General features: G+C 53.4%; 17 protein-coding genes. 14 read left to right on the plus strand and 3 right to left on the minus strand.

The genetic code is table 11. The annotated features are described in order from the left end of the window. The first annotated feature begins 24 nt into the window (after positions 1 to 24). A complete protein-coding gene (locus PTW35_RS03090; RefSeq protein ID WP_281026491.1) occupies positions 25 to 489 on the plus strand; it encodes a flavodoxin in 465 nt (154 codons plus the stop codon). A gap of 98 nt (positions 490 to 587) precedes the next feature. Here PTW35_RS03090 and PTW35_RS03095 read toward each other — a convergent pair whose 3' ends face one another. The 3 genes from PTW35_RS03095 to map form a co-directional block, all read right to left on the minus strand. Next, positions 588 to 968: a DUF3461 family protein gene (locus PTW35_RS03095; protein WP_281026492.1), complete on the minus strand. Its 381-nt coding sequence runs from the start codon at positions 966 to 968 to the stop codon at positions 588 to 590. 108 nt (positions 969 to 1,076) lie between these two features. Next, a complete protein-coding gene (glnD, locus tag PTW35_RS03100; RefSeq protein WP_281026493.1) occupies positions 1,077 to 3,695 on the minus strand; it encodes a bifunctional uridylyltransferase/uridylyl-removing protein GlnD in 2,619 nt (872 codons plus the stop codon). A gap of 118 nt (positions 3,696 to 3,813) precedes the next feature. Beyond that, the gene (gene map, locus PTW35_RS03105) at positions 3,814 to 4,689 is read right to left on the minus strand and encodes a type I methionyl aminopeptidase (protein ID WP_281026494.1); all 876 of its coding nucleotides are present in this window, start codon (positions 4,687 to 4,689) and stop codon (positions 3,814 to 3,816) included. Between the two features lie 326 nt (positions 4,690 to 5,015). Between map and rpsB the strand changes: the two genes are divergently transcribed. From rpsB to lpxA, 13 genes are all read left to right on the plus strand, one after another. Next, positions 5,016 to 5,744, plus strand: coding sequence for a 30S ribosomal protein S2 (gene rpsB / locus PTW35_RS03110; RefSeq protein WP_281026495.1), 729 nt, complete (start codon positions 5,016 to 5,018; stop codon positions 5,742 to 5,744). Positions 5,745 to 5,859: 115 nt separating this feature from the next. After that, positions 5,860 to 6,705, plus strand: coding sequence for a translation elongation factor Ts (gene tsf, locus PTW35_RS03115; RefSeq protein ID WP_281026496.1), 846 nt, complete (start codon positions 5,860 to 5,862; stop codon positions 6,703 to 6,705). 91 nt (positions 6,706 to 6,796) lie between these two features. Then, positions 6,797 to 7,525 carry a UMP kinase gene (pyrH, locus tag PTW35_RS03120; protein ID WP_039458268.1) on the plus strand — a complete coding sequence of 243 codons (729 nt, stop codon included), beginning with the start codon at positions 6,797 to 6,799 and terminating at the stop codon, positions 7,523 to 7,525. An 81-nt stretch (positions 7,526 to 7,606) separates the two neighbouring features. Beyond that, positions 7,607 to 8,164, plus strand: coding sequence for a ribosome recycling factor (frr, locus tag PTW35_RS03125; protein ID WP_039458266.1), 558 nt, complete (start codon positions 7,607 to 7,609; stop codon positions 8,162 to 8,164). Between the two features lie 80 nt (positions 8,165 to 8,244). Beyond that, the gene (locus PTW35_RS03130; protein ID WP_281026497.1) at positions 8,245 to 9,009 is read left to right on the plus strand and encodes an isoprenyl transferase; all 765 of its coding nucleotides are present in this window, start codon (positions 8,245 to 8,247) and stop codon (positions 9,007 to 9,009) included. A gap of 144 nt (positions 9,010 to 9,153) precedes the next feature. Continuing rightward, complete coding sequence (locus PTW35_RS03135; RefSeq protein WP_281026498.1) at positions 9,154 to 10,002, plus strand: phosphatidate cytidylyltransferase; 849 nt, start codon at positions 9,154 to 9,156, stop codon at positions 10,000 to 10,002. Between the two features lie 112 nt (positions 10,003 to 10,114). Then, positions 10,115 to 11,311 carry a 1-deoxy-D-xylulose-5-phosphate reductoisomerase gene (gene ispC / locus PTW35_RS03140; RefSeq protein WP_281026499.1) on the plus strand — a complete coding sequence of 399 codons (1,197 nt, stop codon included), beginning with the start codon at positions 10,115 to 10,117 and terminating at the stop codon, positions 11,309 to 11,311. Continuing rightward, positions 11,308 to 12,660, plus strand: coding sequence for a sigma E protease regulator RseP (gene rseP / locus PTW35_RS03145; RefSeq protein ID WP_281026500.1), 1,353 nt, complete (start codon positions 11,308 to 11,310; stop codon positions 12,658 to 12,660). Before ispC ends, rseP begins: the two co-directional genes overlap by 4 nt. 35 nt (positions 12,661 to 12,695) lie before the next feature. Beyond that, a complete protein-coding gene (gene bamA, locus PTW35_RS03150; RefSeq protein ID WP_281026501.1) occupies positions 12,696 to 15,101 on the plus strand; it encodes an outer membrane protein assembly factor BamA in 2,406 nt (801 codons plus the stop codon). Between the two features lie 19 nt (positions 15,102 to 15,120). Further along, positions 15,121 to 15,630 (plus strand): OmpH family outer membrane protein, encoded by a 510-nt coding sequence (locus PTW35_RS03155; protein ID WP_039458245.1) that lies wholly within the window; start codon positions 15,121 to 15,123, stop codon positions 15,628 to 15,630. A gap of 248 nt (positions 15,631 to 15,878) precedes the next feature. Further along, on the plus strand, positions 15,879 to 16,907 hold the full coding sequence (gene lpxD, locus PTW35_RS03160) for a UDP-3-O-(3-hydroxymyristoyl)glucosamine N-acyltransferase (protein ID WP_281026502.1): 1,029 nt from the start codon (positions 15,879 to 15,881) through the stop codon (positions 16,905 to 16,907). Positions 16,908 to 17,001: 94 nt separating this feature from the next. Beyond that, positions 17,002 to 17,454, plus strand: a complete 453-nt coding sequence (gene fabZ / locus PTW35_RS03165; RefSeq protein WP_039458239.1) for a 3-hydroxyacyl-ACP dehydratase FabZ — start codon at positions 17,002 to 17,004, stop codon at positions 17,452 to 17,454. Then, a complete protein-coding gene (lpxA, locus tag PTW35_RS03170; protein WP_281026503.1) occupies positions 17,454 to 18,242 on the plus strand; it encodes an acyl-ACP--UDP-N-acetylglucosamine O-acyltransferase in 789 nt (262 codons plus the stop codon). Before fabZ ends, lpxA begins: the two co-directional genes overlap by 1 nt. Position 18,243: the final 1 nt, after the last annotated feature.

Here is an 18,243-nt window from a genome sequence, read left to right on the forward strand (position 1 = left end):
AGTTAACACAAAGGATGGTGTTGGATGATGGCAAAAATAGGTGTATTTGTCGGCTCGGTCTTTGGCGGGGCAGAAGAGGTTGCCCAAGAGGTGGTGCGCTATCTCGTTGGCGCGGGTCACCAGGTCGAGCTGTTCCTTGAGCCGACCTTGGAGGATTTTCTGGGCTACCAGCAGGATCTGGCACTGGTGGTGTCGTCGACTACCGGCCAAGGGGAAATCCCGGATAATTTACTGCCGCTATACCAGGCGCTCAATGACAGCTTTCCGTTGATGCCTCGGTTGCGCTACGGGGTGATTGCGCTGGGCGACTCAAGCTATGGCGAAGATCGTTTCTGTGGCGGCGGGCGCCAGTTTGACGAACTGCTGGCCCAACTGCAGGCCAAGCCGCTGACGGAACGCCTGGATGTCGATGCGTGCGTCAATTTCGATGCCTTGGAAGTGGCGATGCCGTGGGTCGAAGGCTGGGCCAAGCAGGCCGATGCGGCATAACGGTCTGCGCCCTCTTCTAAAATGCCCCTAGACACGGGGCATTCTGCCGCACAGGAGCCTCGCTACCGGGACTGGCAAGCAAGGTTCTAATCCTTCGTTCACTTCAGTTTTTCAAGATCCGCCTCGATCTCGGCGATCTTGTGGCTCACCACCTGCTCCAGATGGCGCAGGTCGCCGAGGATCTTCTTCTTGATATCCACTTCGCTGTGCTTTTTGTTGGTGATGCGGTCGAGCTCATCGATGATAAAGGTCAGGGTGCGGTTGATCTCGGTGACTTCCTTGTATTCCCGGCTGCCGCTGTTGACCATGACGGACTTGCGCTGGCGGGGGAACTTGAACTTCACACTCTTGGCAAACAGTTCGCCTTTCTGCTTGGCAAAGTAGATTTTCAGGATGTCGTTGGCAGCTTCCTGCCGCAGGCTGTAGCGTTCAATGGTGTCCGGCTTCTCGATGCCGATAGCTGTGAGGTTTGGGTACATACTGGCCTCGTGTCTCTGTTGTTATAGGTATTGGAGTGGTTAAGCTGTCGCTGTTGGTTGTTTTTAGCCGGAGAGCCAGGCGTACTCGCTCTCCCTGCTTTGATGCGATTATTTCTTCTCTAGGCGCTCTATCAATGCGTCCCTCAGCTGCGCCTGCTGCTCGTCGCTCAGCTGCTCGCCGTCCTGGTTGGTGACGATGAAAAAGTCCTCGGCGCGCTCGCCGATAGTGGTGATTTTGGCGGCTTGCAAGCTGATATTCTGGCAGGCAAATACCGACCCGACCCGGGCCAGTAAGCCTGGCATATCCAGTGCAACCAGCTCCATCATGGTCTTCTTGCCTGATTTGGTTGGCAGGAAGTCGACCGTGGTTTTGACATTGAAATGCTGAAGTTTGTACGGTGGGCGCTTCCTTTTGCGGTCCGACTTCATGTGGGTCAGGGCGTTGACCAGTGCCCGGCGCACGGTCTGGTGGCGGCTTTCCCCCAGAGCCTTGCCGGTTGGATCGAGCACCATGAATGTGTCGAGGGCAAAACCGTCCTTGCTGGTCATGACCTGGGCGTCGTGGACACTGAGGTTCTTCTTGTCCAGTTCGGAAACCACAATCGCAAACAGCTTGGCTTTGTCCTGGCAGTAGACGAAAACCTCGGTGCCGCCGCGTGTCGGCTTCTGGCTGATCAGGATCAGCGGCCTGCTGTGATCATCGTGGTTGAGGATGGCCTCGGCATGCCAGGCGATTTGCTTGTGGGTATGGCGCAGGAAATAGTCCGCTTTGAAACGCTGCCACAACACCTCGATATCACGCGGGGCGAAGCCTTTGCTGCGAAGCAGGGCCGAGGCCATCTGCTGGTTGTGGCGGATCCGCTCGCGCATATCCGGCGGATTTTCCAGGCCGCGGCGCAGGGCTTTCTGGGTTGAGTAATACAGCTCGGCCAGCAGGGTCCGCTTCCAGCTGTTCCACAACTCTTGGTTGGTGGCACAGATATCGGCCACGGTCAGGCAGATCAGATGATCCAGCCGCTCTTCGTCGCGCACCTCCTTGGCAAACTCGGTGATCACTTCCGGATCGTAGATATCGCGGCGCTGGGCGGTGACAGACATCAGCAAATGCTGGTTGACCAGCCATTTGACCAGGTTGGCCTCGGGCTTGGACAGTCCGTGCTGGAGGCAGAACTCATAGGCATCGACGCCGCCGAGCTCGGAGTGATCGCCGCCCCGGCCCTTGGCGATATCGTGGAAGATCGCCGCCAGAAGCAACAGCTCTTTCTTGGCGACGCGCGGGTATACCTCGCAGCAGATAGGGTGCCGCTGTCGGTTCGCGGGGTCGCTGAAGGTATTGATATTTTTCAGTAGCCGAACCGTATGCTCATCCACGGTATAGACATGGAACAGGTCGAACTGCATCTGGCCGACAATTTGGCTCCACTGGGGCAGGTACGCTGACAGCACGCCATGACGGTGCATAAGCTTGAATGCCCGCTGGAGGCAGTTGGGCTGGCGGACCAGCTCCATAAACTTCTCCCGTGCCGCAGGGATCTCGATCAGGAAGCGGTTGAGCCGGCGGCGGGCAGTGCGCAGCTGGCGCAGGGTCGGGGCGGCTATCCCTTCGATTTGCGAGTTGCGGGCAATGTGCAGGAACATATCGAGGATAGTTTCCGGCCGGGCCTGGAACAGCGCCGGCTTAGTCGCCTCGATCAAGTGGCCGCGTAGCTGGAAATCCTCGTCGAGAGCGATGGGCTCGGGGGCGGTGCCTTTGTTGAGGATGGCCTGATCGAACAGTTGCAGCAGCATCTTGTTGAGCTCGGCCACCCGGCGCAGGGTGCGGTAGAAATCCTTCATCATCATTTCTACCCCGCGGTTGCCTTCGCCCTGGTAGCCCAGCAGCTCGGCGACAGAGGCCTGGTGGCCGAAGGTCAGGCGGTTGTCGTAGCGGCGCAGCTCGCAATGGAGGGCAAAGCGGATCCGCCACAGCGAGTCCTGGCACTCGACCAGTTCGCGGTATTCGGCATCGGTCAAAAAACCAAAGCGGCTCATTTCGAGCAGGCTGGTGGCCCCGAAATGGCGCCGGGCTACCCAGCTCAGGGTATGGATGTCGCGCAGGCCGCCCGGGCTGGATTTGATATCCGGCTCGAGGTTGTAAGTGGTATCGTGGTAACGCGCATGGCGGGTCTTCTGCTCGTCTAGCTTGGCTTGGTAGAACTGTTCACTGGGCCAGAAGCTGCCGTCATTGAGGCGCTCTTCCAGCTGCTGGTAGGTATCCGGGTTACCGCATAACCAGCGTGACTCCTGCAGGTTGGTCGCCACGGTCAGATCATCCAGGCCGAACTTGATGCACTCATCGATGGTACGGACGCTGTGGCCGACATCAAGCTTGAGATCCCAGAGCAGGGTGAGGAAGGCACTGACCGTGCAGCCGGTCTTCTCGTCAATCGGTGCTTGGCTCAAGATCAGGATGTCGACATCCGACAGGGGATGCAGTTCACCGCGGCCATAGCCCCCCACCGCGATCAAGGCCAGGCTTGGGTGCGCAGCCAGGCCGAAATGCTGCCACAGCCGCTCAAGCAGCTGGTCTATATAGCGCGAGCGGGACTCGACCAGGTTCGTTACCGGGGTATGGGCCAGGAACTGGGCCTTTTGGTTAGCGGTAAACTGGTCAAGCTCAAGGCGAAGCTGTTCCGGAGCCATGGGATCAGCCTGTTCGGTTGCTGGGTGAGAAATAGGATCTGTCATTGCCGTCCGTGCATAGTCAATACTCTTGCTATAACCCTATCACGGACCAGCCTGATAGCAATAAAAAAGCCGACCCAGGGGCCGGCTCCTACTATCTAAACTCATGCCGTGGCGCGGCTTAGTTATTCATCAGGCGCGGAATCGTGTCATCGCTACGCAGGGTCAGTACTTCGCAACCTGTCTCGGTGACCAAAATGGTGTGCTCGTACTGGGCAGATTTCTTGCCGTCGCCGGTGTAGACCGTCCAGTCATCCGCCGCATCAACGGTGCAGCCGAATTTACCGGCATTGATCATCGGCTCGATGGTGAAGCACATGCCCGCCTTCAGTACGGTACGGTCGCCATTGCGGTAATGGACAACTTGTGGCTCTTCATGGAACTCGCTGCCGATACCGTGGCCGCAGAAGTCCTTAACAATCGAGTATTTGTTAAGTGGATTCTTCTTGTTGTTGTCCTTGATGAATTTCTCAATCGCGGTACCGATGTCACCGACGCGGGCCCCCGGTTTGACTTTGCGCATGCCCACGTAAAGGGCGTCTTGGGTGACGCGGCACAGGCGTTTGTCGGCAGGGGAGACATCACCGACCAGGAACATTTTTGAGGTGTCGCCGTGGTAGCCTGCTGGGCGCACGCTCAAATCGGCATTTTCGTCATCCGGAACGATGACCGTGATGTCAACGTTGATGATGTCGCCGTTTTTCAGTATGGCTGGCTTCATCTGGCCGTTGCTACCCATCTCATCCTGGCTGGCCGGAATGCCGTGGCACACGATGTGGTTGATAGACGTACAGATAGATTTTGGAAAACCGTGGTAATCAAGCGGGGCCGAGTAGGCGCCTTTTTCCAACGCATAATCATGACAGATTTGGTTTAGCTCGTCTGTCGTCACACCTTCTTTGATGTGAGGTTCGATCATTTCCAGCACTTCAGCCGCCAAACGGCCGGCAGCGCGCATTTTTTCGATCTCTTCAGCCGTTTTGATCTTGATGCTCATTCAGTCTTCTCTGTTTGGTTGTTACCTCTTCTTTACATGGTAACAGTGAGGGGGCTGGATGGAAACCAAGTTTCGGTACAATCGCTGAATTGAGGACATTGGGGCTGGATTTCCGTTAGTAAAATATGGTATAAAGCGCGCCGTAATTGGGTGATTGGGTTTCGATTCAGTCATGCCGGTTGCACTAAACTTTTATTAATCACTCACACATATCGGCACATCTTCCGGGGTGCCCAGCAGTTTTTCGCGAAGCTGTAACGCCTCTGGCGTTGCCTGGGTCGGTAAGATGGGATATGTGGACGCCTAACCCCATAGAGGAATATTCAATGGCAACTGTATCAATGCGCGACATGCTTAAGGCTGGTGTTCACTTCGGTCACCAAACTCGTTACTGGAACCCAAAGATGAAGCCATTCATCTTCGGTGCTCGTAACAAGGTGCACATCATCAACCTTGAGAAAACTGTACCAATGTTCAACGACGCTCTAGCAGAAATCAACAAGATTGCTGCTCGCAAGGGCAAGATCCTTTTCGTTGGTACTAAGCGTGCAGCCAGCGAATCTATCAAAGAAGCTGCAGTTAACTGTGACCAGTACTACGTAAACAACCGCTGGTTGGGTGGTATGCTGACTAACTGGAAAACTGTTCGTCAGTCAATCAAGCGTCTAAAAGATCTTGAAACTCAGTCTACAGACGGTACTTTCGACAAGCTAACCAAGAAAGAAGCGCTAATGCGTACTCGTGAAATGGAGAAGCTTGAGAAGTCTCTAGGCGGTATCAAGAACATGGGCGGCCTACCAGACGCTATGTTCGTAATCGATGCTGATCACGAGCACATTGCAATTAAAGAAGCGAACAACCTGGGTATCCCAGTATTTGCTGTTGTAGATACTAACTCTAACCCAGACGGCGTTGACTTCGTTATCCCAGGTAACGATGACGCAATCCGCTCTATCCAGCTATACACTGGTGCTGTTGCTCAGACTGTTACTGAAGGCCGCAACCAAGACATCGTTGCTCAAGCTGAGCAAGACGGTTTCGTAGAAGCTGAATAATAGCCGCGCTCCTTTTGAGCATCTTAAGTTACCTTGTGTAAACTAAGAATGGTTACCAGGGGCCGATCATGGCCCCTGATTTTTACACCAAGTATTCAAAACTGAGGATATAACAATGGCAACAGTTACAGCTGCCCTAGTTAAAGAACTGCGTGAACGTACTGGCGCAGGCATGATGGAATGTAAAAAAGCGCTTGTTGAAGCTAACGCTGACATCGAGCTAGCGATCGAAAACATGCGTAAGAGCGGTGCTGCTAAAGCTGCTAAAAAAGCAGGTAACGTTGCTGCTGAAGGTACAATCCTAATCAAAGACGCTGACGGCGTTGCAGCACTTCTAGAAGTTAACTGCCAGACTGACTTCGTTGCTAAAGATGCAAGCTTCCTAGCTTTCGCTAACGAAGTTCTTGAAACAGCTCTAGCTGAGCGCCTAGACATCGCAGCTCTTCAGGCTAAGTTCGAAGAAGCACGTGTTGCTCTAGTAGCTAAGATCGGCGAGAACATCTCTATCCGTCGCGTTGAGTTCATCGAAGGCGAGAGCGTATCTTCTTACCGTCACGGCGACCGTATCGGTGTTGTTGTAGCTGGTAACGGCGACGCAGAAACTCTGAAGCACATCGCTATGCACGTAGCTGCTTCTAAGCCTGAGTTCGTGAACCCAGAAGACGTACCTGCAGACGTTGTAGAAAAAGAGCGTCAGGTTCAGGTTGAAATCGCGATGAACGAAGGCAAGCCAGCTGAAATCGCAGAGAAGATGGTTATCGGCCGCATGAAGAAATTCACAGGCGAAATCTCTCTAACTGGTCAGCCATTCATCATGGAACCTAAGAAATCTGTTGGCGAAATCCTGAAAGAGAAAGGCGCTACAGTAACTAACTTCATCCGTCTAGAAGTTGGTGAAGGTATCGAGAAAGCTCAAGAAATGAGCTTCGCTGAAGAAGTAGCAGCAGTACAGAAGGGTTAATCCTTCTTGCTAAGAACTCCAAAGACCGTAGCCTAGGCTGCGGTCTTTTTACAACTCCGTATCTATATTTGTAAGCCTGGAAGGTAAACTAATGACCACGAATCCTAAACCGACTTATCAACGTATTCTGCTCAAACTCAGTGGGGAAGCACTGCAGGGCGAGGAAGGTTTTGGTATTGATGCACAAGTTCTTGACCGTATGGCTCAGGAAATCAAAGAACTGATTGAACTAGGTGTACAGGTTGGCCTTGTTATCGGTGGTGGTAACCTGTTCCGTGGTGCAGGCCTAGCTGAAGCAGGTATGAACCGAGTTGTGGGCGATCACATGGGTATGCTAGCTACCGTCATGAACGGTTTGGCAATGCGTGATGCGCTGCACCGTGCCTATGTGAACGCTCGAGTAATGTCAGCAATTCCTTTGAACGGCGTGTGTGACAACTACAACTGGGCTGATGCGATCAGCCAGCTGCGCCAGGGCCGCGTAGTAATTTTCTCTGCCGGTACCGGTAACCCATTCTTTACTACTGACTCGGCAGCCTGCCTGCGTGGTATCGAAATCGAAGCGGATGTTGTGCTCAAAGCAACAAAAGTTGACGGTGTGTTCACAGATGACCCAGTTAAGAACCCAGATGCTGTTCTTTATGATAAGCTAAGCTATCAGGATGTTCTTGAGAAAGAACTGAAAGTGATGGATCTGGCCGCATTTACGCTTGCTCGCGATCACGGCATGCCAATTCGCGTGTTCAACATGAACAAACCTGGTTCCCTACGCCGCGTGGTAATGGGTGAGCAGGAAGGTACGTTGATCTCTAACGACTAAGTCTGCGAGTAAGTGACGCCACTTATTCTTAGCGGGAGCGTCTAGGCTCCCGTATTTACCGAATCATTAAGGGTATTAATCGTGATTGATGCAATTAAACAAGATGCGCAAGAGCGCATGGGCAAAAGCGTTGAAGCGCTGAAAAACCAGCTGGCTAAAGTACGTACCGGTCGTGCCCACCCAAGCCTGCTAGACACTATCTACGTTGAGTACTACGGCGCGAACACCCCGCTGAAGCAGGTTGCTAACGTAGTGGCAGAAGATTCTCGTACACTGGCTATCACTGTTTTCGACAAAGAGCTAACGCCAAAAATCGAAAAAGCGATCATGATGTCTGATCTGGGCCTGAACCCAATGTCTGCGGGTACTGTGATCCGCGTTCCACTGCCACCGCTAACAGAAGAACGTCGTCGTGATCTGGTTAAAATCGTTCGCGCTGAAGCAGAGCAGGGTCGTGTTGCGGTTCGTAACATCCGCCGTGATGCTAACGCAGACGTGAAAGCACTGCTTAAAGACAAAGAAATCTCTGAAGATGACGACCGTCGCGCACAGGACGATATCCAGAAGCTGACTGACGCAGCGGTTAAGGACATCGAAGTGATCCTGGAAGCGAAAGAAAAAGAGCTAATGGAAGTATAAGGCTTAGCCTTCAGTTCGATTGCTTGATATGGTTTAGGGCGCTGTGCGTGCAGCACGGCGCTTTTTTTTGAGGGAGATGTATGGCAGAGCATACAATCGATACTGCACTTGGTACAGACAGCTTGCCAAAGCACGTTGCCGTGATTATGGACGGAAATGGTCGCTGGGCAAAGGCCAAGGGTAAGCCTCGAGTGTTTGGCCACAAGGCCGGCGTGGAAGCCGTACGTAAGACAGTCTCGGCCGCAAATCGTTTGGGCATTCAGGTTATCACACTGTTTGCGTTTAGCAGTGAGAACTGGCGTCGCCCGGAAGATGAAGTCTCCTTGCTGATGGAACTGTTCATGACTGTACTCGGTCGTGAAGTAAAGCGCCTTCACAAGAACAATATTCGCTTGCGCATTATCGGTGATACCCGCCGATTCAGCGAGCGCCTGCAGAAGAAAATTGCCGACGCGGAAGCCTTGACTGCCGACAATACCGGATTGGTGCTGAACGTGGCAGCTAACTATGGCGGCCAGTGGGATATTTTGCAGGCGGCTAAGCAACTGGTTCAGCAAGCTGCGGAGCAGAAGCTCACACCATCAGATATCACTGAGGAGATGTTAGCTTCAGGGTTATCTACTGCAGGCCTGCCCGATGTCGATCTCCTGATCCGCACCAGCGGTGAATGCCGGATCAGTAACTTTATGCTGTGGCAGGCGGCTTACGCCGAGCTTTATTTTACCGAGCAGCACTGGCCGGATTTCGACGAAGACAGTTTTGCCGAGGCCGTGGCATGGTTTGTTAACCGGGAGCGCCGCTTTGGCTGTACTGGCGAACAAATCCAAGCGTTAATGAACAAGTGATTTTTCGCTCGTCGACGCTGACAGGATTATGTATTTTATAGGGCATCTGGCTATGGTCTCGATGCCTTTTTTACTGGTAACCGGATTACCCGAAACACCGTCGCCGATGGGCGCGGTTACAATAGAAAAATGAGAGGACGCAGTTTGCTTAAGCAACGTATTATTACCGCAGTCATTCTCGCTCCCCTAGTTATCGCAGGAATTTTCCTTTTGCCTTTTCCTGCTTTTATTGCTGCCCTAGCGGCCGTTACCCTACTGGGTTTCTGGGAGTGGACACAATTTGTTGAAACAAAATCGCGCATTGCCGCGATGGTTATCCCGGCAGCGGCCTTGCTGGCTTCGCTGGTGGTGATGCCAACCGATGTTGCTGCGCTGTCAGCTTTGGCATCGTCTCACCAGGCCATGCTGCTGGTTGGCGGACTATGGTGGGTTGTCGCCTCGGCACTGGCGATTAGCTACCCAGGTAGCACCAAATTCTGGTCATCCTTCCCCCCTCTTAAGCACCTGTTTGGATTGCTGACCTTGCTCCCTTTCTTCTGGAGTGTGTTGATGCTCCGTGCGGTTAATTACCTTGAAAACCCTTACCACGGTGCCAAGCTGGTCATGTTGGTGTGTTTCTTGGTGTGGGCGGCAGACACGGGGGCCTATTTCTCCGGTAAGCGTTTTGGTAAACACAAGATGGCACCGGCGGTGAGCCCGAATAAGACGATTGAGGGGCTGGTCGGTGGCGCCATGTTGGCGGTAGCGGTGACCTGGGGCGGCGCGGCGCTGATGGAGATCCCGTTTGTCAGCCTGTCGAGCTTGCTGCTGATTGCAGTCGTGTCCGTTGTTGCCTCAGTGTTGGGTGATTTGGTCGAGAGCATGTTCAAGCGGGCTGCTGGTATCAAAGACAGTGGCAGTATCTTGCCGGGCCACGGCGGTATTCTCGACCGTATCGACAGCCTAACGGCTGCCCTTCCTGTTTTTGCCCTACTGTATTTGTGGTTGGTGTAGGCTAACCGCCCATTTCTGGCCGGCAGCGTGAGTCATTACTAACTTGTTTGCTGCCGGCTTGAGTGCCATGCTCAATTGGCCTGTCAATGATTGTTTGTTGTTAAGTGATAGTATGCGTAAGTTAACGATTCTTGGTGCGACGGGATCTATAGGGAGCAGCACACTGGCTGTTGCGGCCCAGAATCCCGAGTTGTTTGACGTTGTAGCCCTTGCGGCGGGTAGCAATAGCCAGAAAATGTTTGAGCTGTGCTGCCAGTGGCAGCCGAAGTACGCGGCCATGGCTTGTGAAAGTGCCGCTGCAGAACTGCGTATACTGCTAAAACAACAGGGTGTGGCAACCGAAGTGCTGGGCGGTGAAGCCGGGCTGTGCCAGATTGCCTCGCTGGATGAGGTTGATACCGTGATGGCGGCGATTGTCGGTGCCGCCGGTCTGATGCCGACCATGGCCGGCGTCAAGGCAGGAAAGCGTATTTTGCTAGCCAACAAAGAAGCCTTGGTCATGTCCGGCCAGATGTTCATCGATGCCTGCCGCGAGTACGGCGCCGAACTGCTGCCGGTCGATAGCGAGCACAACGCGATCTTCCAGAGCCTGCCAGAGCAAGTCCAGCAAGCGATGGGGCACTGTGATCTGGATGCGGCCGGGGTTAGCAAAATCCTACTGACCGGCTCCGGCGGCCCGTTCCGTTATACGGAAGTCAGCGAACTGGCTGCGGTAACGCCGGCCATGGCGATAGCCCATCCCAACTGGTCGATGGGGCCAAAGATTTCGGTGGATTCGGCTACCATGATGAACAAGGGGCTGGAGTTTATCGAAGCCCGCTGGCTGTTCAATGCCACTCGTGAGCAGATGGATGTGATTATTCACCCGCAGTCGGTTATCCATTCGATGGTGCAGTACAAAGACGGTTCGGTGTTGGCCCAGATGGGTTTGCCTGATATGAGAACACCGATTGCCTGTGCAATGTCCTATCCTGAAAGAGTGGATGCGGGTGTTGCGCCGCTCGATTTCAGCCAAGTCGGTGAGTTTACTTTCCTCAAGCCGGACTTTGCCCGCTATCCTTGCCTCAAGCTGGCGATGGATGCCTGCTTCAGCGGCCAGGCAGCGACCACAGCGCTCAATGCGGCCAACGAGGAAGCGGTTGCGGCCTTTTTGGATAACCGCCTTGGCTTTACCGATATTGCCAGGGTCAACAGCCAGGTATTGGCGTCAGCATCGCTGGTAGAACCGACTGACTTGGAAAGCGTCATGGAGCTGGATAGAATGACCCGAGTTTTGGCACAGGAAGTAATACGTAAGGTAACGTTATGACAGGAATATTGTGGAACCTGGGAGCCTTTCTCCTTGCCCTTGGAATACTGATTGCCGTTCACGAATATGGGCATTTCTGGGTTGCACGCCGCTGTGGGGTTTATGTCGAGAAGTTCTCTATTGGCTTTGGCAAGGCGCTATGGCGCAAAGTGGGCAAAGACGGTACCGAATACACCCTGGCAATGATCCCGCTGGGCGGCTATGTCAAGATGCTGGACGAGCGGGTCGAGCCGGTCGACTCAAGCCGCCGCCATATGGCATTTAACAACAAGAAGCTATGGCAGCGCAGTGCGATAGTTGCGGCAGGGCCGCTAGCCAACTTCTTGTTTGCGATTGTTGCCTACTGGGTGGTTTATCTGATCGGCGTACCGGCCGTGAAGCCTGTCATTGGTGAGATTGCCCCACAATCGATTGCTGCCGAGGCCGGAATTGAAAGTGGAATGGAACTAAAGACCATTTCAGGAATCAAAACCGCAGACTGGGAATCTGTCAACATGGCGATGATTTCCCATATTGGCGATAAAGAGATGGTGCTGACCGTTACCGAGCCTGGCGCCAGCTACGAAGTCGAGAAAAAACTCGACTTGTCTCGCTGGTCGTTTGACCCGGAAAGTGAGCGCGTGCTTACTACATTGGGGATCACGCCATACTCGCCTAAAATTACTCTGGTCATTTCACAACTTGTGGAAGACGGAGCAGCAATTTCCGCTGGTTTGCGCTTAAATGACGAAATTATCGCAATCGGCGGGGAAAGTGTTACTGACTGGCAACAGGTCGTTGATGCGGTGCGCTCTCATCCCCAGCAGGCGCTGGTGATGGAAGTACTGCGCGATGGTGAACCGGTTTCACTGACTGTGACGCCGGAGGCGAAAGCGTCAGGTGAAGAGCTGGTCGGCTACGCGGGGTTTGCACCAAAAGTAGAACCATGGCCTGAATCGTACCGCATTAACTTGCAGTACGGACCGGTTGAGGCGGTGGGCAAGGCTGCAGAAAAAACTTGGCAGCTAGTCACATTGACCTTCGATATGGTGACCAAGTTGGTGACCGGCGATGTGGCGATGAAGAATTTGAGTGGCCCGATCTCGATTGCCAAAGGCGCAGGAATGACCGCCGATTATGGGGTGGTGTACTTCCTCGGCTTCTTGGCCTTGATCAGTGTCAACCTGGGGATTGTCAACCTGTTGCCGCTTCCGGTATTGGATGGCGGGCATTTGATGTTTTTTGCCATCGAAGCGGTAACACGTCGTCCTGTTTCTGAACGTGTTCAGGATATAGGCTATAGAGTGGGCTCAGCCATTTTGGTTGCATTGATGGCTGTTGCACTATTCAATGATTTTACCCGCCTTTAATAAGAGCGTTTTAGCAAGGAATAATCAGAACAGTAATGGCGATGAAAAAACTGTTGGTCGCATCGCTACTGCTAGGCAGTAGCGTTGCGCAGAGTGCGGAACAATTTGTAGTAGACGATATCCGCTTTGAGGGTCTCCAGCGTGTCACGCTCGGTGCCGCATTGCTCCAGATGCCAGTAAGGGTCGGAGACAATGTTGATGATGGTGATATTTCAGGAATGATCCAATCGCTGTTTGCGTCGGGCAACTTTGAAGATATCCAAGTCTTTCGTGACGGTAATACCCTGCTGGTCAAAGTGCAGGAGCGTCCGACCATTGCCAGTATTACCTTCTCTGGCAACAAGGCTATCAAGGAAGAGCAGCTGAAGGAGAACCTGGATGCCTCCCGTATCCGGGTCGGTGAGTCTCTCGATCGCACCACCCTGAGCAAAATTGAAAAAGGGCTTGAAGATTTCTACTACAGCGTAGGTAAATACAATGCCACGGTACAGGCTGTGGTCACACCGCTGCCACGTAACCGAGCCGACTTGAAGTTTGTCTTCACCGAAGGTGTCTCTGCGGAAATCCAGCAGATCAACTTTATCGGCAACAATGTGTTCAGCGACGACGAACTGCGCAAGAAGTTCAAGCTGCAGTCCGAAGTCTCGTGGTGGAACTTTTTTGCGGATAAAAAATACCAGAAGCAGGTACTGGCCGGGGATCTCGAGACCCTGCGCTCGATGTACCTGAACAATGGTTACCTCAAGTACCGTCTTGACGCGACCCAGGTTGCCATCTCCCCTGACAAGAAAGGGGTGTATATCACCTTGAAAGTCGATGAGGGTGAGCAGTACAAAGTCAAGAACGTCCAACTGCGGGGCGATCTGCTGGGCAAGACGGGTGAGCTGGAGGCCTTGGTGGCGATCAGCAGCGGCGATGTCTACAACGGCGCGGAAGTGACGGCCTTGGAAGAAGCCCTGAAGCGCAAGCTGGGCGAGTTGGGTTATGCCTACCCGCAGGTCAATACCATTCCTGACTTTGACGACGACAACCAGGAAGTGGCATTGATTGTCAATGTCGAGCCGGGCAAGCGGATCTATGTGCGTAACATTGGTTTCTCTGGTAACACCTCGACCAAGGATGAGGTTCTGCGCCGCGAGATGCGCCAGATGGAAGGGAGCTGGTTGAACTCCCGTTCTGTCGAGCGGGGTAAGGAGCGCCTGAGCCGTACCGGTTTCTTCGAAACGGTTGATGTCCAGACGGTCCGTGTACCGGGTACCGACGATCAGGTTGACCTGCAGTACACCGTTAAGGAAGCCAATGCCGGTAATATCAACTTTGGTGTCGGCTACGGTACGGAATCAGGGATCAGCTTCCAGGCGGGGATCCAGCAGGACAACTTCCTGGGTACCGGTAATCGTTTCGGCATCAATGCGATGATGAACGACTACCAGAAAAACGTCAGCTTGGAATACCGCGATCCGTATTTCACCCTCGACGGGATCAGCCTCGGCGGTAAGGTGTACTACAACGAGTTCGAAGCCTCAGACGCGAACATCTCGGACTATACCAACCAGAGCTACGGCGCCAGCCTGACCTGGGGTTTCCCGTTTGACGAGCTGAACTTCTTCGAGTTCGGCCTAGGCTATGACCATAACAAGATCTCCAATACCCAAGAATACTACCAGATCGAGAAATTCAAGCAGATCCACGGCTTCGATCGCGGCGATAACGTGATTGAGCTGGATGACTTCAACTGGTCGGTATCCTGGACCCGAAACAACCTGAACCGGGGTTACTTCCCGACGGCCGGTAACCACCAGCGAGCCTCGTTCCGGATGACTATTCCGGGCTCTGATGCGCAGTTCTTCAAGGCCCAGTATGATGTCCGCCAGTACTTCCCGTTGACCGAAGATCACGGCTACAGCCTACTGTTACGCGGCCGAGTCGGTTACGGTAATGGCTACGGTACGACGGATAACGGCAGCGATCAGCTGTTGCCGTTCTACGAGAACTACTATGCGGGTGGTTTCTCTACGCTGCGCGGCTTCCGCTCCAACACGGTCGGCCCGAAAGCGGTGTATCTGGACTACAGCGCGGGGGGCAACAACCCTGAGCTGATTGGCTCTGATGATGCGGCCGGGGGTAATGCCGTTGCGCTTGCCAGTATGGAGCTGATCGTTCCGACGCCGTTTGCGTCCGACGAGGTCCGCAACCAAATTCGTACCAGTGTATTTGTTGACGCCGGTACCGTGTGGGATACGGAATATGACCTGCGTGACTCGGATGGCCGATACATCCAGGATTATTCCGATCCGTCGTTGATTCGTGCGTCTTATGGTGCAGCCCTGCAGTGGATGTCGCCAATGGGACCGCTCGTATTCTCGGTTGCTAAGCCAATCAAGAAATACGAGGGTGATGATGAAGAATTCTTCACCTTCACGATTGGTCGAACATTCTAATTATTTGAGGAGATACCCTTTGAAACAGTGGATGAAAGCGGCTGGCCTTAGCCTGGTGATCCTATCGTCGTCATTTTATGCCCAGGCAGCAGAAGCCGCACAGAAAGTGGGCTATGTTGCCACCGGCCAAGCCATGGCCCAGTTGGCACAGCGCTACAATGTGTCTGAAAAGCTGCGCAATGAGTTTAAAGATCGCATCGATGAGCTACGCGGCATTGAAGGTCGCATGAAGACCAAGGTTGACAAAATCAAGCGCGACGGCGAGCTGATGAGCTCGAGCGAGAAGACCAAGCTGCAGCGTGAAATGCAGTCACTGGAATCTGATTACAAACTGAAGGCGCAGGCCCTGCAGGAAGATCAGCGTCGCCGTGGTGCTGAGGAAGAGCAGAAGTTGGTACAGAAGATCCGCCTGGCTATTCAAGATGTTGCCAAGCGCGAGGGCTACGATCTTGTGGTGGATGCCAATGCGGTTCTTTATGCTAACCCGAAAGACGATCTGTCTTCTAAAGTGATTGCAGCCGTTAAGTAAGCTTGCCTTAACGTCTCAGAAAACTTACGTATAAGTCGAAAGGATGGGGGATACTTTGGTAAACTTCATGCTTTCGACTTGTTTTATTTGGGGCGGAAGGCCCAACTGCATACTGGTCTTACCAAGTGGAATGATATTCTGCGTCAACATAGGCACTTTGATCATAGGTGTCTGCTTGTTACGGCAAGATAGAATTACCGGTTGGTATTAGGTATGCCAACACAGAATTAGAAAATAAAAGGTATCGAATGGCTGGAATGACTCTTGCTGATATAGCAGCTAAGCTGGGTGCTGAACTTCATGGTGATGGCACTGTAGTTATCGAATCTATTGCGGGAATGGCAACGGCTGGCGAAGGCCAGATCACCTTCCTGTCGAGCAGTAAGTACCGCAAGCAACTGGCAGAATGCCAGGCTTCTGCCGTGATGCTCAAAGCGGCGGATGCCGAGGGGTTCGAAGGTAATGCCCTGCTGATGGCTGATCCTTACCTGGGTTACGCCAAAGTCGCCCAACTGCTGGATACCACACCGGCTTCAGCATCGGATATTGCGCCGTCGGCCTATGTGGATCCTACCGCGGAGCTCGGCGAGAACGTCTCGATCGGCCATAACGCAGTGATTGAAGCCGGTGCTCGCATTGGTGACAATGCCCAAATTGGTGCAGGCTGCTTTATCGGTAAGAATGCCCAAATCGGCGCGGGTACCAAGCTATGGGCCAACGTGACGGTGTACCACAACGTGGTACTGGGCGAGCAGTGCTTGGTACAGTCAAGCACCGTAATTGGTGCCGATGGCTTCGGCTATGCCAACGACAAAGGCGAGTGGGTGAAGATCCCGCAGCTGGGCAGTGTCCGTATCGGCAACCGGGTAGAAATCGGTGCATGTACTACCATTGACCGTGGTGCCCTTGACGATACCATCATCGAAGATAACGTGATTATCGATAACCAGATGCAAATCGCCCACAATGTGCAGATCGGATATGGTACGGCCATGGCCGGTGGTACCATTGTGGCCGGCAGCACCAAAATCGGCAAATACTGCATTATTGGTGGTGCCTCTGTGCTTAACGGCCATATCGAGATTGCCGATGGCGTTACCATTACCGGTATGGGTATGGTGATGCGCAGTATTGAAGAGAAGGGGATGTACTCTTCCGGTATCCCGCTTCAGCCAAACAAAGAGTGGCGTAAGACTGCAGCTCGTACCATGAAAATTGACGAGATGAACAAGCGTCTTAAAGCCGTTGAAAAGCAGATGGCAGAGAAAGGCGAATAAGGCCTTGCCCATGACGACTTCAGTGGCCTGCTAGGCGGGTCGCTTTGCTTTTCTAGCACACCGTATTTTTACTTTTTTAGACAGGAATTCAGTTTTGACTAGCGAAAATAAAACGCTGAATATCACAGAGATTCAAGAGCTTCTTCCGCACCGTTACCCGTTTTTGATGATCGACCGTGTAACCCACTACGAAGAAGGCAAGACCCTGACCGGTATCAAGAATGTGTCGGTTAACGAACCTCAGTTCACGGGCCACTTCCCTAAAATGCCGGTCTTCCCGGGCGTGATGATCCTTGAAGCCATGGCGCAGGCTACCGGCTTGCTGGCATTCAAAACCTTTGGTGCGCCGGCAGAAAACGAACTGTATTACTTTGCCAGCGTTGATAACGGTAAATTCCGTAAACCGGTTGTACCGGGTGACCAGCTGGTTATCGAGGTCGAATTCCTCAAAGAGCGCCGCGGTATTGCTATGTTTAATGGTGTAGCGAAAGTTGATGGCGAAGTGGTATGTTCTGCTGAGCTCAAATGTGCAAGACGAGAGTTTTAATGATCCACGAAACTGCGCAGATTCACCCATCGGCGGTGATTGAAAACGGCGTTAAGATTGGCGCCAATGTTACGGTCGGCCCGTTCACCTACATCGGCAAAGATGTCGAAATCGGTGACGGCAACGAGATCATGTCGCATGTCGTGATCAAGGGCCCGACCAAGATCGGTAATGATAACCGTATCTTCCCGTATGCGATTGTCGGCGAAGAGTGCCAGGACAAGAAGTACAACGGTGAGCCGACCCGGCTGGAGATTGGCGACCGTAACGTGATCCGCGAAAGCGTTCAGATCCACCGCGGCACCATTCAGGACAAAGGCGTGACCATTGTCGGCAACGATAACCTGCTGTGCGTCAATGCCCACATTGCCCATGATGTCGTGGTTGGCAACCACACCCATATCGGTAATAACTCTATTCTGGGTGGCCACGTCACCGTTGCCGACCATGCTGGTGTGATGGCGCTGTCTGCGATCCACCCATTCTGTACCGTCGGGGCCTACAGCTATGTCGGCGGCTGCTCGGCAGTGGTCCAGGATGTGCCGCCATATGTGTTGGCGCAGGGTAACCACGCCACACCGTACGGCCTGAACCTGGTCGGCTTGCAGCGCAACGGTTTCGAGAAGAAAGAGTTGCATGCTTTGCGTCGCGCCTACAAGGAAATTTACCGTTCAGGCAAAACCATGGAAGAAGTGAAGCCGGTACTGGCAGAGATGGCCGAAGAGTGGCCGTCTGTTGGCTTGTTCCTGGATGCACTGAACAACACCGAACGCGGAATTATTCGTTAAG

Origin of the sequence: Photobacterium sp. DA100, from assembly GCF_029223585.1 — a bacterium.
Taxonomy (GTDB): Bacteria; Pseudomonadota; Gammaproteobacteria; order Enterobacterales; family Vibrionaceae; genus Photobacterium.